The organism is Halomonas sp. AOP43-A1-21, from assembly GCF_052376775.1.
GTDB classification, from domain to species: domain Bacteria; phylum Pseudomonadota; class Gammaproteobacteria; order Pseudomonadales; family Halomonadaceae; genus Vreelandella; species Vreelandella colorata.
The window spans coordinates 71,614-87,088 of the sequence record NZ_JBQSWC010000019.1 but is presented as its reverse complement, the minus strand read 5'-3'; the positions used below and the strand labels follow the sequence as shown (position 1 = coordinate 87,088).

Annotated in this window: 19 protein-coding genes; all 19 read left to right on the top strand. The window is 57.1% G+C overall.

The window, feature by feature from the left end:
* Window positions 1-134: 134 nt before the first annotated feature.
* The 19 genes from ACT3R7_RS12170 (at window position 135) to ACT3R7_RS12080 (ending at window position 15,472) form a co-directional block, all read left to right on the top strand.
* Window positions 135-701, top strand: coding sequence for a hypothetical protein (locus tag ACT3R7_RS12170; RefSeq protein WP_496199224.1), 567 nt, complete (start codon window positions 135-137; stop codon window positions 699-701).
* 2 nt (window positions 702-703) lie between these two features.
* A complete protein-coding gene (locus ACT3R7_RS12165; protein WP_496199223.1) occupies window positions 704-1,918 on the top strand; it encodes a hypothetical protein in 1,215 nt (404 codons plus the stop codon).
* Entirely contained in the window at window positions 1,915-3,207 is a 1,293-nt protein-coding gene (locus ACT3R7_RS12160) for a hypothetical protein (protein WP_496199222.1), read from the top strand. Before ACT3R7_RS12165 ends, ACT3R7_RS12160 begins: the two co-directional genes overlap by 4 nt.
* Window positions 3,204-3,515, top strand: coding sequence for a hypothetical protein (locus ACT3R7_RS12155; protein WP_496199221.1), 312 nt, complete (start codon window positions 3,204-3,206; stop codon window positions 3,513-3,515). Before ACT3R7_RS12160 ends, ACT3R7_RS12155 begins: the two co-directional genes overlap by 4 nt.
* On the top strand, window positions 3,512-4,375 hold the full coding sequence (locus ACT3R7_RS12150) for a hypothetical protein (protein ID WP_496199220.1): 864 nt from the start codon (window positions 3,512-3,514) through the stop codon (window positions 4,373-4,375). Before ACT3R7_RS12155 ends, ACT3R7_RS12150 begins: the two co-directional genes overlap by 4 nt.
* Before the next feature lie 95 nt (window positions 4,376-4,470).
* A complete protein-coding gene (locus ACT3R7_RS12145) occupies window positions 4,471-5,052 on the top strand; it encodes a hypothetical protein (RefSeq protein WP_496199219.1) in 582 nt (193 codons plus the stop codon).
* Complete coding sequence (locus tag ACT3R7_RS12140; RefSeq protein WP_496199218.1) at window positions 5,052-5,987, top strand: hypothetical protein; 936 nt, start codon at window positions 5,052-5,054, stop codon at window positions 5,985-5,987. The genes ACT3R7_RS12145 and ACT3R7_RS12140 overlap by 1 nt, the downstream gene beginning before the upstream one ends.
* Before the next feature lie 3 nt (window positions 5,988-5,990).
* The gene (locus tag ACT3R7_RS12135; protein ID WP_496199217.1) at window positions 5,991-6,668 is read left to right on the top strand and encodes a hypothetical protein; all 678 of its coding nucleotides are present in this window, start codon (window positions 5,991-5,993) and stop codon (window positions 6,666-6,668) included.
* Window positions 6,665-7,513, top strand: a complete 849-nt coding sequence (locus ACT3R7_RS12130) for a hypothetical protein (protein ID WP_496199216.1) — start codon at window positions 6,665-6,667, stop codon at window positions 7,511-7,513. Before ACT3R7_RS12135 ends, ACT3R7_RS12130 begins: the two co-directional genes overlap by 4 nt.
* An 18-nt stretch (window positions 7,514-7,531) precedes the next feature.
* Entirely contained in the window at window positions 7,532-8,011 is a 480-nt protein-coding gene (locus ACT3R7_RS12125) for a hypothetical protein (RefSeq protein ID WP_496199215.1), read from the top strand.
* 245 nt (window positions 8,012-8,256) lie between these two features.
* On the top strand, window positions 8,257-9,081 hold the full coding sequence (locus ACT3R7_RS12120) for a hypothetical protein (RefSeq protein ID WP_496199214.1): 825 nt from the start codon (window positions 8,257-8,259) through the stop codon (window positions 9,079-9,081).
* Window positions 9,078-10,046 (top strand): hypothetical protein, encoded by a 969-nt coding sequence (locus tag ACT3R7_RS12115; RefSeq protein ID WP_496199213.1) that lies wholly within the window; start codon window positions 9,078-9,080, stop codon window positions 10,044-10,046. The genes ACT3R7_RS12120 and ACT3R7_RS12115 overlap by 4 nt, the downstream gene beginning before the upstream one ends.
* Window positions 10,039-10,686 carry a phage baseplate assembly protein V gene (locus tag ACT3R7_RS12110; protein WP_496199212.1) on the top strand — a complete coding sequence of 216 codons (648 nt, stop codon included), beginning with the start codon at window positions 10,039-10,041 and terminating at the stop codon, window positions 10,684-10,686. Before ACT3R7_RS12115 ends, ACT3R7_RS12110 begins: the two co-directional genes overlap by 8 nt.
* Before the next feature lie 8 nt (window positions 10,687-10,694).
* Window positions 10,695-10,961, top strand: a complete 267-nt coding sequence (locus ACT3R7_RS12105; RefSeq protein ID WP_496199211.1) for a hypothetical protein — start codon at window positions 10,695-10,697, stop codon at window positions 10,959-10,961.
* A 4-nt stretch (window positions 10,962-10,965) separates the two neighbouring features.
* Window positions 10,966-11,478 (top strand): hypothetical protein, encoded by a 513-nt coding sequence (locus tag ACT3R7_RS12100; protein WP_496199210.1) that lies wholly within the window; start codon window positions 10,966-10,968, stop codon window positions 11,476-11,478.
* The gene (locus tag ACT3R7_RS12095) at window positions 11,478-11,762 is read left to right on the top strand and encodes a PAAR domain-containing protein (protein WP_496199209.1); all 285 of its coding nucleotides are present in this window, start codon (window positions 11,478-11,480) and stop codon (window positions 11,760-11,762) included. Before ACT3R7_RS12100 ends, ACT3R7_RS12095 begins: the two co-directional genes overlap by 1 nt.
* Window positions 11,763-11,953: 191 nt before the next feature.
* Window positions 11,954-13,519, top strand: coding sequence for a hypothetical protein (locus ACT3R7_RS12090; RefSeq protein WP_496199208.1), 1,566 nt, complete (start codon window positions 11,954-11,956; stop codon window positions 13,517-13,519).
* 64 nt (window positions 13,520-13,583) lie between these two features.
* Window positions 13,584-13,913 (top strand): hypothetical protein, encoded by a 330-nt coding sequence (locus ACT3R7_RS12085; protein ID WP_496199207.1) that lies wholly within the window; start codon window positions 13,584-13,586, stop codon window positions 13,911-13,913.
* The gene (locus tag ACT3R7_RS12080; RefSeq protein WP_496199206.1) at window positions 13,910-15,472 is read left to right on the top strand and encodes a hypothetical protein; all 1,563 of its coding nucleotides are present in this window, start codon (window positions 13,910-13,912) and stop codon (window positions 15,470-15,472) included. The genes ACT3R7_RS12085 and ACT3R7_RS12080 overlap by 4 nt, the downstream gene beginning before the upstream one ends.
* Window positions 15,473-15,475 lie beyond the last annotated feature (3 nt).

Genomic DNA, 15,475 nt, shown 5'->3' with positions numbered 1-15,475 from the left:
ATCAACCAGCTTTACGACGGCTTGGAAATAGAAAAGACCCTGGACTCCCCTGTTAAGCGCTTCACTCATGCGTTGAGCGCCCATGACCTTGAGCGCGAGAAGGCCTTGAGTCGCTTGCAAGAAGGCGGTGAATAGTGCCCTTTACCGACCGCCTCAGCCCTTCCCAGCTTGTTGATCCGCTGGTGCGCGCACGCCTTTATCGTGACATACGCCGCCAAACGCCCCGCGTGTCCCGCGACAGCTGGTATGACTACACCGTGTCGCCTGGTGAAGTGCGCATGCCCGAGCTGATAGCCCTTCGCGTCTACCGCAACAAACGGTTGAAGTGGGTGATCCTTGCCGCCGTGGGCATGAGCGATTACCGCCAATCACTGGAGAGCGGCGCCCAATTACGGCTGCCCAGTCTGGAATGGCTGCGTGACCGATTCCGTTACTACATGAAAATGGAATCCATCGACGTTACCCCTGCCCCAGTGCGCGCAAATGCGCCGTTAGCAGCTACCCTGCCGACGCTCGCCCTTCCCGCTGACCCTAGCGCCAGCGAGGCGCTACAAGTGGCTCTAGCGGCCCTTTCTGAGCCAACGCCGCTGGTATCGCCAGCCGATGAAGTGGGCGATGAATCGCTTAACCGTCAGCGCAACGCTATTGACGCCAAGCTGGCAGCGGTCAGGGACGCCCTGGCGCACCTGGAGAGGAAATAGCCATGCGGTTTCCCAATACGGGCGACCAGGCGCCCGCCAAGATCATGGACTTCAAGGAGTTTGAGCGTTCGTTCAACACGTTCAGGCAGAAAGACAACCGCATCGAGCGCCAGGCCGCCCAGGGTACGTTGAGCCCGGCAGCGATTGAGCGCGGCATCCGTAGTGGCTTGGGTGCCCAGGTAGACGAGAAGCAAGGCAGCGGGCAGTACAGCGCGGACGAGCTAAAGGCCTTCCGCAAGATGATGCAAAAGGCCCAGAAGGAGTTTGAGGGGCGCGGCGCAAAAGGGGTGCCGGTTAAGCAGCTGATCGCCAAGACGACGCCCCAGGACGTGAAGCGGGCGAACCAGCAGATTCGCTACGCCAGGCTGTACCAGACGCGAGGCGACTTGCTTAAATTTCAGGTGCCCGCGTCCGGCGAGAGTGGCTACAACGGCAGCTATCAGGTGCGTATCCGGCTGGATGGCTGGGACGCCATGCTGGTGTCGGGCAAGCCGTGGAAAGTGGCGGCCAAAGAGGCGGCTACCGGGCGTGTGTCGATTGATTGCCAGTGTGGCCGTCACCAGTATTGGTATCGCTACCTGGCAGGCGTAGGCGGCTACGCGGTCACACCCCCTCAAGAAAAAGACTTCCCTAAAATCCGTAACCCGACGCTAAAAGGCGCTTGCTGCAAGCATGTAGTGCGCGTGCTGCAAACGCTGCAAAGCCCCACGGTACAAGGTGTGCTTGCCGGGGAAATGGAGCGCCAGGCCGATGCAGCAGGTTACGGCAATGTGGCGAGCCGCTACCTGACACAGGCCGAGCACGACAAGCTAAAGCGCGCCCGCCCCAAACAGGCCGACCAAAAGAGCGCTGCCGCCGCCTATCGTGACTACCTAAAAAGCGCCAAGGGATTGAAAAAGGCCACTGAGAAAGCGAGACAAAAAATGGATACCGAAGCCGAAAACCGCAAGCTGATAGCCAAGGATCGTGTGCGCCAGCAGCAGCTCAAAAAGGCCAAAGAGCAAACCGCAGCGCTCCAGCAAGAGGCGAGCATGGCAAAGCTGTCGGCACAGCTCAATAAGGCCCGCATGGACGCCGTGATGAAGGCGGCGACAAGTGGCAGTGATCCCCAGGCAGCCAATACGCGCGCGACGCAAGCCTTTGCCGAGTCGTGGGCAAGTAGTAACAACACTACCGCTGATGCAGTGATGGGCATTATCAAGGATAACGGGCTATGAGAGCTATTTTGGCGAAGGGGGCTGTCGGCCCTGCGAGCTATACCGCTCAGCGAGTCAATGAGGCCCAGACGTTCGCCATCGTTCATGTAGAGCTTGAGTTTTTGCAAAACCGGCGTGAGCGAAAGCGCCTGGTGAAAGCCGCATCCCAGGAGCGCTTAACGGTCGATGACTACCAGGCATTGGTAGCGGCTGGTAGCGCCAGTGACGAGGCCAGGGCCACCCTTGAAGATGAAGGATTGGTATACAAGGCCAAAAGTGCGCTAGGCCGTCAGCTGCTCGATGACCACCATACTAAGGCTCGCGACGCCTTGGATGGTGCCCTTTCAAGCGCCGATGTTGAGGGGCTTCGCAAACGGCTTGAAGGGCATTCCCCTGCCGAAGTGGCCGACCAGGTTAAAAAGCTCATAGCGCGCGTAGGGCTTGCCCAGCTAAGTGAAGATTTCGCCGTCCACATGGTGAAAATTGGCCGCTGGGCATCAAAGGACGTGCTCTATCAATCAACCGCCTCAGAACGCAAGACAATGAACACTGCTTTTAATGAGTACATGCGAGGAAGGGCGGCCCCTGGAGTCAACGCTGTCATGCCGGACATTGAGGCGCTTGGGCGCAAGGTGATCGAGCACGCACTGGAATTGCTGGCCATCACTCCCCGAGAAGCAGCTCAAGCCATGGCCAGGTCAGTGCAAGTGCATAAAGGCGGGCGCGCGGCGGCGGGTAAATCGGCACTAAAAGGCGGCGGGCTAGCAACGGCTATCAATCACGCGCTGCGCTTTTGTGGTCGCGCCCTGCCCCGCGATGCCCGGATTAACTTTGCAAGCCACCAGGAGATAAGAGGCCGGGGACGCTCTAATGGCCGGGCGTTTCAGTCGAGCGTGGCTACCGGGGAGCTGGATCGTAGCCGCAAAGCCATGATTTGTGTCACAGGCAATATGCGCGAAAGCACTGTATTTCATGAGCTTGGCCATGCAGTTGATACGGTCAATCCACTGGCCAATGCCATGGTGGCCGAGTGGGTGCGTCAGCGTACCGAAGGGAAGCCAGCCCAGACGCTACGCAAGCTAACCGGCGTCAAGTCATTCTCAAGCGATGAACGCGCGGTAAAAGATGATTTTATCGACCCCTATGTAGGCAAGCTGTACGACCCGTACCGTGGTATCAAGCCCAATGAAGCGCTTTCGATGGGCCTGGAGCGGCTTAGCGACCCTCGCACGGCGGGCATGCTGGCGCTAAAAGACCCTGACCACCTGGCGCTGGTGCTTGCCGCGCTGCAAATGGAGTACCAACCATGAATATCGTTATCACCGTTCACCCAGGCCGCGCGGACGCCTTTAAGGTCGCGCTGAGTGCCGATAGTGAGCACGCACCTGCGGTAATGGAATCGGAGCGCTTGGGGCACGAGGATGAAATAAGCCTGGCGTGCTCCTACCTGTCCGGCTTGGATGGCAAGCTGGTCAGCGTGGGCGTCAGTGCTACGGCAGCCGACCTGGCCATCGTTATTGGCAAGCACCACGGTGGTGACATTGAGGTGACTGCTGGGCAGCTGCCTGCCTCTTTGTTGTCGGACGCCATGAGTGACGGTTCGGAGGGTGGCCAGTGAGCTTGCGCCCCGTTAATCAGCACCGTCCGGCGACGGATCAGCTGACCCAAGATTTTAACGCCATGATCGAGCAGCACCCCATGGCGTTTGATGTGATTGTATTTCCAGTCGGGGGTGAAAAGGAGGACGTGACGGCGCCCGCCATGCAGGATGTGGTAGGCAGCCTTGAAAGCGACGAGCGCCAGCTTTCCTATGGCGAGCCGTTTGTGACGCTGGCGCTGGAGCCCCAGCACAGCATTGAAATGCACAGCATGTTAAGTAGCGGCATGGGCTATGGCGTTGAGCAGGAGGGCGGCACCCCTTGGCGTTTGCTGATTCGGCAGGGGCCGGTGCCCAAGCGCTCGGTGGTGGCCTATGTGACGGATACCGGGCAAGGCCTGGCGCTTCAAACCCTCTATGTGATGGGGGCCAACTCTATCGGGCGCCGGGCGCCAGCGGGTTATGTGTATGAGCTGATCCCCTACCTGGGCGGCATGCAGCCGCTGAGCGCCCTACCCGACGCCGACCCCAGCGTAAGCGACATTATCGCCCAGTTGGATACCCTGCTGTCGTTTGATGGTAAGGCTACGTCCATGGAGCCGCCGATGCCCAGCGATGAAGACAGCAAAATCGCTGCACTGAGAGAGGATATTGACGGCCTGCGTTACACCTATCAGTCAACCGAGCCGTTGGAAACGCATGTAGTGGAGCATGGGCTGGATAGCCAGTTTGTTCAGACAGACGTGTGGGTAATGGATAGTGACGGCAAGTATTATCGCGACGTTGTAAACGTTCAGGAAACCAGCCCCAAGCGGCTAACGGTTACGGTGCCCGCGCCTGCCAATATCAAGGTAATCGTCAAAAAAGGGGAAGCCTTTTAGGCTCCCCGACCCCCATCTTTACCTGAAAAGAAACGATTTCTCACGTAAGGTAACAAAGTGTTACAATGCGGCAAACCAGCCTGCATAGGTAACGCATGACTCTTCTACGCGACACGCTCACCGGCATTATTGGCGCTTTCAATCGCGCCCACTTGCTGCGTGAGCTGTCGCTGACGGTCGAAAGCTATGACGGTAAGGCCATATTCAACCTTGCCGATCACCTCCCTGCTGGCGCGCACAGCGTCATCGTGAGCAGCGTTTCTCTTAGCGATGATGGTGCCGACCTGCGTTGGCATATTGTCGATGGGCGACTCCATGCAGCGCTGACTTCAAAAGGCCGGCACTACGCCCCGCAGCCGTGGGACGCCTTGGCCCGGCCCGTGACTATATCCGTCGTGGTTGCCTATGTGCCCCCGCCGCTTGATGTACCTGACCTGGATTTAGACGGCCTGCATCATTTTGGCGTGTCGCTCCCGGCGGGGCTTGAGCATGTGGTGGAGCACGGTATGGGCAGAACGTGCTTCATTGAGCGAGTCACCGACAGCGAAGGGCGAGCCCAGTTTGCGAGCGTAGAAGCGTTGGACGCTAACCATGTTCGCGTGACGCTAGCTGAGGCGTTGGCCGTGCGGCTGGATATTATTTTCATGCCGGATAATGCCGGTCAAGGAGCTAAATAGTGTCACGTTTTCCGCGTTTTCACGGTATTAGCCTGGCAGCGGGTGCGTTTATTGAAAACCTGCGCGCCGAGCTTTTGCCCAGTGATCCTGCCGAGCTAAGCGCCGGTCGTATCTGGTACAGCACGGCTGAAAAAGCCCTCAAGTACACCTCGCTTGATGACGATGGCGCCATTCAGGTCGTTGTGCTGGCCAGTGGCGCCATGTTGGATGCGCTAGCCAGTCGTATCGGCACCATTGAAAGCGAATATGCCTCCACGTCCTTTGTTGAGGCCAAGATTGCCGAGCTGGGCAGCGGCTTCCGCTACGTTGGTGAAGTGACGCCAGGTGTGCGCGAGGCCGACGCGCTTGATGTGTCCACGCTTGGCGATACCGATACCGGCGCTTACTACAAGGCGGCTGGATCGGGCTATGTGGTGATGGGTAGCGGCACGCCGCGTTACGTCAACCGCCGCGATGGCGTGCTGTTCAACTCAGTGGGCGGCGTCGATGTGGTGGATAACACCAACTCCGAAGTCGACGGCACCGAGGGCTTCGTGCTGGTCACGGGCTCTACGGACACCGGCTTTAAAGTCGACCTGGACGCGGCTTTCAAGGGGCGCATCACGGCGCTGGAGAAAGGCTTGCAGGATGAAGCCCTTGCCCGCGAGCAGGCTGATAAAGCCTTGTCCGACCGCCTGGATAGCACCGAAGCCCTGCCCGGCAAGATCAACGCCGGTCGCTTCACGTATCAGGCCAGTGCCGCTGCCATCGAGCACACCATTAGCCACGACCTCAATAGCTTGTTCGTGTCGGTCGACGTGTGGACGGAAGGCGAGGACGGCAAATACCGCAAGGATATCGTCACCGTAGAAGAAACCAACGCTAACCGCGTCACGGTGTTTCTCAGCGAGCCCGCGCGTATTAAAGCCACCGTACAAGTCATGGAAGCCCTTTAAACCATGGTGGCCACAAACGTACGCACCGATCTAGCGCTCAAGGGCGGCTTGCAGCTGAAAGAAGCTGCGGGCTTTCCTCCGCAGGCGGGGGCTGGCGTCACCTGTTTTCAGGATGGCGTGTTGTACGTGCGTGGCATGGCGTCCGGCGTAAAGGCCTGGTTCCCCTTGAACGCCCCCCAGGGGCATTACGTTCACAAGCAAGGCGCCAGCGCCCGTGTTTGGACGGTACGCCATGGTTTTGGCGACGCCGTGGCCGTCATGGCCTATAGCTCCCAGGGCGAAGCGCTGCCAGCAGCCGTCACGTATGCCGATGGCGTGGCCACTGTAGATGTGGGCAGCGCTCGTACCGGATATGCAGTGGCGTTTGGCGTTGCGTTTGCCTCAGTAGCGCAAGGGGCAAAGGCGGATAGTGCTGTACAGCCTGACTCGCTGGCAAAAGTGGCCACCAGTGGCAAGTACGGCGATTTAAGCGGGCGCCCTTCCCTGGGCTCTGCTGCCAGCAAAAGTGCCACTGACTTCGCAGGCTCCGGTCACAAGCACGACGACACATATGTCTCATTATCGGAATTTGCCGACGCGCTAACGCAGCTTGCAGAAGCGTTTGAAGAAGGCGCTGGAGAAATCGGCGCGGTAGTCATCCATAACTATTCACAACACCTTGAAGGAGGTGAGTTAGTATGAGTTTATCATCTGAGATTGTTAAGGCGCTTGGAGCAGCAACCGAAGCTGCCAATAAGCTAACCAGTGAAGTGGCTGGGAAGTTAAGGGATATTGACGCGAAAGTGAGTCAAGCTATCGGGTCTGTTCCTAAAGCTATTCGCGATAACTCCGAGAAGTCTTTTTATGTCAGCGCGGATACCGGCAGCGACTCAAACGACGGGTCTTCTGGTCGCCCTTTTAAAACTATTGCGGAAGTCAACAACCATATCGTTCCGGGCACATCGGTGCGTATATTTCTAACAAACGGCCAAACTTATGAGGAAGATGGCCGTTTAATTTCAGGAACTAATAATTCCATACTTATCCGGGCGCGTAGCTTGGACGGCCCGAATCCAGTATTGAAGTGGCAGCCAGACTTTAATGCTGAATCAGGGGTGAACCATAGAAGTGGCATCCTTATGACTCAAGGTAATGTCACATTTGTGCAAGTAGATTTGGATATATCTAATAAGGACAACGGCGCAGAGCTATCAAGCTCAGCAGGTCTAGTGCAATCGAATCTCGGCAAGCTTGATATTTTTATCCGTGGCTGCCTTGTTACTTTGAATAACGCTCCGTTAGTCACTGCTTACGCGGGTTATGACGCAACTGACCTTCATTTCAATACGGCTAGCATCAACGTTACCGCCAATGATAAAGAGCGCGGAGTATTGGTTTACAACCGGGGGAGCGTCAGCCTGGGTATTCAAATGCGTTTAAATGCCCACGGGGTTAGCTTGCTTGGAGGGCTTAAATGGCGCAATTTGCTACCCATTAAAGCCGATAACTCGAACATCCTTACCAATCTTGATGGTAGTTCTCTTTAATATTTAAGGGTAAAAATTATGATCAGAGTTATAAGTCATGAAAACGCTCAGCATTTTGGTCTTAGTTTTGATCAAGCGTTAGCTAAAGGAATCCCAGAAGAAGTTATTTATACCGCACTCCATGCTGAGCTAGGCCGTGATATTGACACTGCCGCAGGCAATGCTCGCGCAATGTTTGTTAGTCCAGGTAGCTATATTGATCAGGAATACTTGCTGGTTAAGCATGAAGCTACAGCATGGCTCGATAGCGGTAGCGATGAAAGCTCTATCCCTGCAAGCGTTCGCGATCATATGAATATGACGGAGCTTGATGCAAAAACGTCAGCGCAGATCATTGTGGCTACGGCAGAAGACTGGGAGCAAGCTTTACGTCAGATTCGCACCCTGCGCCTAAATGGTAAATCGGCTGTTATTAAAGCTGAGACTTTCGAGGGCAAAAACCAGGCTGCTTACGCAGCTATCGCCCAGCTGGAAGAGCTGGCCAAGCAAGCCGCATAACACCGGCTTGAGCAGTAACAAGAAGGCCCGCCAATGGCGGGCCTTCTTTTGCCTAGTCCGCTAAGACCAGGCATTAGGTGTATCCGGCGTTGCCGCGCCTTCAACGTCTTGCTAGGAGATTACCAGCGCTCAAGGTATCACGGCTGCACCAGGAGTCAACGCTAGCGCTTACTGCGGTGCTTCATCTGCCTTTCGTTTACAAACTGTTACAATGCCCCTGGTGCTTAATGCCTAGGGGTATTTTTATGTCTGATTATTCAGTGATACAGGCCGTGGATTTTGGCTTTGGCCAGAAGCTGGCGCGCATCTTTAGCGATGGTTTCGATAGCGGCCCGCAGAACTGGCGGGAGCTGCTGAAACGTCCCCCGCAGCACAAGATTTTCCGGGGTGACTTTGACGAGCCCCATGCAGCGGTGCGCTCGATTGAATCAGCGGCCATTGCCAAGCAAATGTCTCAGTGGGTATCCAATAACCGCCCTTCTCTGCCTTTGGTGCTGTATGGGCGCAAGCCGAACGTGCGCACGGTTGAGGCCGAGGCCGGTGATTGTCAGCATAACGTGATAGCCACAACCGACAGCGGCCAGCAAGTGGAAATGTCACTCGCCATGATGGTGGTGGAGTACCGGCTAACGCTGATGGCGTGGGATAAGCCTACGCTGGATGCTATGCAGTTAGCCTGGGTGTTTCACGTAAGCAACATTGCCAAAAAAGGGCATAAATTCACCCTGGCGTATGAGATTGATGGTGAGCCACTAGAAGTTATCCCCGCCGAGATTATCGACCCCAAAACGTCTGAGTTTGACGATATAAGTCTTCCCGTTACCGAAGGCCGCTTGCACGCGGTGAGTTTGCCAGTGCGCATCCGGGCCTACGCTATCCAGGGGGCCAAGGTGGCCATGCCGGAGTCAATGCGCTGGCAGCTAGCCTTGAAGGTAGGTGGCGAAACTATTGAGGTTGATGGCGTTATGTCTGGCACCGAAGGCGATGGCGGTTTTGTGCCTGGTCTTGATCCTGGCGCCAGCCAGGCCAAGGCGGATGATTACGTGCCCTGCCAGGAATGCCACCTATGAGGTACCCGCTGGTTCAAAGGCTGGTCGTCAAAGGCAACGAGCTGGATATGTCGCTGTTTAAGCGCCTTACCTACGTTGAGACGCTAGACCTGTCCGGGCCTCGCTTGCTGCTGGAGGCGACCGACGTTGACCGCTTGCTGCGTGATGACTTCGGTGTGGTCGAGGGCGAGCTAATGGCGGCGGCGATTGATGATACCCCCCTGGAAGGCAGTCTTAGCATTAACGAAGTGTTTGTTATCAAGGCGGTCGACAGTGATGCCAACGATAACCTGCGTATTGAGTGCCTGGCAGCGCCGGTTGATGCGCTGAAAGCACCGTCTCAAGAGGCCACCTTTCTAAACATGAAATCGGTGCCGGATTTGCTTTCAGAAGTCACCGGCCTGGCGCTCGACGTGGGTAGCTTTCCGCTGGTTGATGCTTGGCACCTTCTGCCGGGCGAACGGCCCAGCAAGCGATTGCGCCAGCTTGCGCGCGAGCTAGGCGCGGCGCTTTGGTACAGCCGTGGATTGCTGCATATGCACCCGCTGGATGACCTGTGGAAGGAGCCCATTTTAAAGACGCTGCACCATGACGATCCGCGCAAGCCCCGCCTGGATATGATCGACGACTACGCCCTCACCTACCGCACCGCCATGATTGATGACCGCGTGAAGCGTGGTTATAGCGGCTGGACGATGACCGAAGGCGTTATTGGTGGTGGCGCCATGTTTGAGGCGACGCCCCACCAGCGGGGTGACGTGCTAAGGAATTTAACCAAGACCCCCGTTCCCGCTATCGACTTGCTGCTGTATGGCCAGGCCATTTTAAAGCCGCGCGATCGCTTGGAGTTGAAGTTTCACCGCAGCCGCGAGGGGCGCCCTTTTGACGAGTCTATACCGGCTGAAATTATGATCCATACCGTAGCCAGCCAGCAGAATAAAGAGCAGTACCGTACCCGTGTGAAAGGGGTGATTTTGAATGGATGACCATAGTTTAACGTTTAGTGGCCACAAGCAGATGGCCGAGTATCGCGCTCAGGTAGTCAGTACGGACGACCCGGAGCGCTTGCTTCGCGTTCAGGTGCGTGTGCCCGGCTGGTGGGGCGCGGTGCCCGACAAGGATTTGCCGTGGGCTGAGTACAAATTTTCCGATGCCCGTGGTGGTGGTGGCAGCTTCACGCCTGCCGAAAAGGGCGACTGGGTATGGGTTGATTTTCCCAATGGGGATACCCGCTACCCGCGCATTACGGGGTGGTGCCATTTTGCGCCAGGCGGCGACCCTAACCTGCCCCATGAGGCATGGGAAGGGCCGGGCGCGATTGTCCATAAAGTCGCCAAGGAGGCTTTCGAGCCCAATCCGGCAACGCCTGTTTATCACGGCAGCCAGGTGATGGAAAAGCATGGTGTGGCGATAGAGATTAACCCTGATGGCGAGCTGCTGGTGACGCAGCGGGAAACGGGATCGGCACTCAGGATCACTAAGGAGGGGGAGATCACCATTCATAGTGAAAAGTCGGTTCATATGTCAGGCAAGCAGAACCTCGAAGTGAATTTCTTGGGCGATATCAACATGACGGCAGGCGGCGATATGACGCTAATTGCCACTAACATTCATGAGAACCCGTAGGAGCTACCGTGGCATTAACGTCTGAGCAAAAAGACTTACTGGTAGTGATGCAGCGCCGTACCAAGGCCGCTGCAATGGAGTACCAGTACGAAAGCACCGATGATGCGGAAAAGTCAGAGGCCTTGGCGGAGGCTGTCGACAGCCTGGTGCGCATGGGTGAGCTGATTAAGCATGGTGTCGATACGCCCACGCGCGAGGCGTTACAGCTTGTTCGTGAAGCATTGAACGTGTACCACCAGTCAGCGGCCAGCCTTGCTGCCGCGCGGAGGAAGTAGCGCTATGGAAAAAGACGACGCTATTGGGATTCAGTACGGCAGCACGATTGGGATACCCGCCGCTTACGGTGGCGGCAGTATCAACTGGGGGCAAATAGACGCCAGCAGCCTTGAGAGCGTGCGAAACAACATGCCGCCCTGCCAGGCGCGCGCCGAGCTGGAAACGCGCCTGATGATTGCCGAGCGACTAGACCAGCTTATTCACGCCCTGGTCGGCGTCGGGGGTAAAGATGTGGTGCAAACGCTTTCCCATATTGAGAATGACCAACACCTTGCCCTGAGCAAGGTGCTAACGCCGAGCATAATGCGCTACCTGAATGATATCGCCCGCGCCAACGCGGGGATCGGCATACGCATGGATCATCAAGACGCTGTTTCTCGGGCCGTTAGCGAAGCGGTTCAGCAAGGCGGCGCGGTGGATTATCGCCAGGCCGCCAAGGCGTCCGCTGGGCTTGATCCTGCCCGGCAGAAGGTGTCACGCGAAGATGTGGCGTATATCAATGGGGAGCGCTCCTAATGCCAGCAGCACACCGCTTAGGGGATATGTGTACCGGCCATGGCTGTTACTCGCCGCGTCCCAACATCGAAGGTAGTCCCAACGTGTTTGTCAACGGCAAGCCCGCCCATCGAGTGGGTGATGCTTGGGCAGTGCATTGTTGCGGCAGCTCCTGCCATGGTGGCCAGGCCGCTACCGGCAGCCCCAACGTGTTCGTAAATGGCAAGCCCAAATGCCGTATCAAGGATGCGGTCAACTGCGGATCAATGATGGCCACTGGCAGCCCCAATGTGTTCGTGAATTAGGTAGTTCGCGTTAAGCATTGAAGCCCCTCAGTCGCCTGCGGAGGGGCTTTTTTTTGCCCTAATTTTTACCTGTAGAGTAAAAATATGAATGTCTCGCTCATATTGTGTAAAATCACGTAACGAAATGTACTTTTCAGGTAACAGCCACCGGCCTTGGTGGTCTTTTAAATCAGCGGAGACGCGGAACGTTTATGAGCACCCAATCGAATTACATGGAGCGCCTTAACACGATCAACCAAGGCGCGAAGGCCTTGAGTGATGCAGTGATTGCGCCACAAATGGACGGCGGCCAGTTCATTGGTGAGGCAGCCGCCCGCAATGACCAGCTGGGCAACGCCGTTCAAGGCACCATTTTTGAGTCATTCGGCGCCAGCGGCCCGATGATTCTGGCCACGCAAGCTAATGCTGTGCGTGCCTATCACCGTAAAACCGGACGCATGCCCTCCCCGGAATCGCTCGCGTCAGCCCACCAGGCACTTGCTAACCTGGTTACGCTGAGCGGCGGCGCTTCTGCCGGTGCCCCAAGCCAGGTACTGGAATCCGTTGGCCCCATGAGCACCGCAGAAGGCCAGGTGCTGCGCGACCATATGGCCGCCCTGGTGCTTCCCGTGCAGCTCAACAGCATTACCAATGAAATGGTGACTTCGGTACCCGCCAACTTTGACCGTACTGAAATTTTCCGTGTTGAGCGCATTGCCGGTAGCACCTTTGGCGACCTGAAAAAGGGCGAGGTAATTGACCAGTTTTTCCGTGGCCAATACAGCTCCATGGATCAGCGAAAAGCGCTGGGTAAAGGCGATGGCGCCAAAACCGACTTCTCGCTCGACCTGAAAATGCCGCTACGCAAGTCGGGCGCGAACATGGGCGGTTACGTCAAGGTGCTGCTGGATCGCGACGAAGTGGCGAGCGATGACGGCAAAGGCAACCTGTTCGGCAATGGCGTCACCGGCAAAGTGGATTACGACACCGGCAAGATCGAGGTGAAATTCGTTACCGCGCCTGCTACTGACCTTGAAGTGCATGTGTCGTTTGACGTGAGCATTGAGAAAGACCCCACGCTGATTCCCCTGGTAGACCATGAGATTCAGTCTTGGACGATTGTGCCGCACGAAGGGGCTATTAGCGGTCGTACTACGGTTCAAGCCCTGTTCCAGGCTCGCCGCGAGTTTGGCATGGATATGGCGTCTATGACCGTGACGGCTATGCGCAATATTCTGTCCGCCGATAAAGACCGCAAGCGCCTGAACGATATGTGGTTCTTTGCTAAGGGCACCACTAGCTGGTCAATGGCCATTCCCGCAGGCCTGTCCTACCAGCAGCACTACGAGCAACTGCGCGAAGTGCTGATGAACATTAGCACTGAGCTGCTGATGGCCACCAAGATTTCCGGCCTACGTGGTGTTGTATCTGGTCGCAGTGCGTGCAATGTCTTCAAGAGCCTGCCCCGCGAGCACTTCACGCCTGCCCCAGGCTACGTTGAGTCGCCCCAGCCGCACTATGTCGGTCGCCTGTTTGGTATGTACGACCTCTATTGCGACCCGGCTGCCGACGAGTGGGAATCCCTGTGCTACGCCAAAGGCGAGAACCACGGTGATTCTGGCTATGTGGCCGCCGACGCCATTACTGCCGTGCCGTTCAAGCATCCGGTAGGCACTGATCTGCGCCACCGCGACACCCTTTACGAGCTGGCCTACCGCACCATGCACCCGTACAACGGGCGCGCCTGGTTCCGCAAGCTGCGCCTCATTCCTTCCTAAATAAACGCGCGCGGCCCCTTCGCTGGGGTCGCTGTTTTCCTGTGTGTTGAGGTGATTTTTCTGCATGAGCCAGACCCAGACCTTAAAGATTCATAACCCTACCGGCGAGCCGGTGGCATATATCAGCCGCGATTGTCGCCTTACCGTGCCCGCGTCAAGCGATAGCACGCACATCGTGGCCGAGGGCGTTGTAGCGCGCGTAACAGCGCACTTAGAACGCCATCACCCCCTGTTGAGCATTGCCCTTGAGCAGCCCGCTGGGCTTGAGCCGGAACCGGAGCCGGAGCCCGTGCCGGAGCCTGCGAAGAAGCCCGCCGCTCCCCGGCAGACAGCCAAAGCCAGCGCTAAAGCCAAGTCGAGTGCAGCAGACCAGAGCCAAGAGGCTGACAAATGAGCATGATTAAGAGCACGATCACCAATGCAGCTGACATTACGATCCTCAAGCTGTCCGACAACACTTATAAAACAGGTGGCGGCCCGGTGGGTATCGGTGCTTGTGTGGTGGAATCGCCCAAAGGCCCGGTGGGGCGTGCTGTCTTTGCAACGGACGATACGTGGCAAGCGCTGTTTGGCAAGCCGTATCACCCGCGAGAAGGCGCGAAAGCTGAGGGCTTGCGCCACCTGGCGGATGCCGCCAAGGACTGCCAGGGCGTTCAGGTAGTGCGCGTGGTCGCGGAAGACGCCGCCGTGCCCAGCATTAGCTTTATGGATGACGGTACTACGCTGGCAGGCACGCACGCCTTTGACACCGTGGTTAGCGTGGATAGCGGCGTTTTGATGACCGTTTTCCCCAAGGACGGCGACCCCTCTACCCGCCGCAAGCTAAGCATCACCAGTGCTGATGACCGCGCCCAGCGTGTCACGCTTGAGGTGCTTGAGACAGATAACAGCGGCGATGATCTGGTCGTTGAGCGCCTGACCTTCGGCTTTGACCCTGATGATGTCGATGACATGGGGGTGACGGCTTACATCGAGGCGGTGTTTGAAAACCAGTCGACGTACCTGGACGTTGCCGTTAATCGCGATGCGACCGTGACTAGCTTTGCCGCTTTTGCGGCAGCCGAGCCGGTGAAGTTTGAAGGTGGCACCAATGGCGGCACGCCGACCACGCAAGATTATATCAAGGCCTGGTCGACCTTCCGCGATATGCGAATTGACCTCAATTTCATGTTCGCCGCAGGCAGCTATGACCCCGAAGTAATCGGCAACATGGTTGAAATTGCTGATGGTCGTCATGTGCAGTTCTACTTTGATGCGCCCCCTTCGCTGCGTAACGACGGCGCTATCAAGTGGCTTAACGACGCTGGCCTGGTATCGCGACAAGGCTATTGCTACCACGGCGCCTACAGCTTCACCGACCCCTACTACGGCGGTCGCGCTGTATGGGGCTACTCAGGGGCCGCTGCTGCCTCACGCGCCCGCAGTAATGCCATCTTTGCAGGCAACGTGCCTGGCATTCACTACTCCATTGCTGGCGAGAAGCGCGGCACGGTGAATCGTCGTGGTGCCAAGCCGTTGTTTGGTAGCGACCCGATCAATAAGGACGCTTTCTACAAGGCGCGGATCAACCCGATCCTGGCGAACGAAACCGGCGCGGGCGTCATCATTGGCGACGATATGGCCATTCACTTCAAGGAAAACTACAGCCGCTTTGGCTGGGTGAATAGCATCACCAACTTTATCGTGCATCGCTTTCTCCAGGCCGCCAGTGCCGCCAAGTTTGAGCCAGACGGCCTGACCCGTGAAATCCTGACCGACCTTACCGTGGAAATCATGGAAGAGCTGGTAACGGCTGGCGCGTTGGTCAAACCCCGCAACCCCGAAGTAGACGGCGATAGCCCGTTTGTCGTGACCGTTAAGCAGCTTGAAATCGACCTGTGGCAAGTCACCTGGGAAATCTGCCCGGTGGGTGCTGCGCGCCGCATTGCTGGCCAGCCGAAACTCATTAAGTAAGGA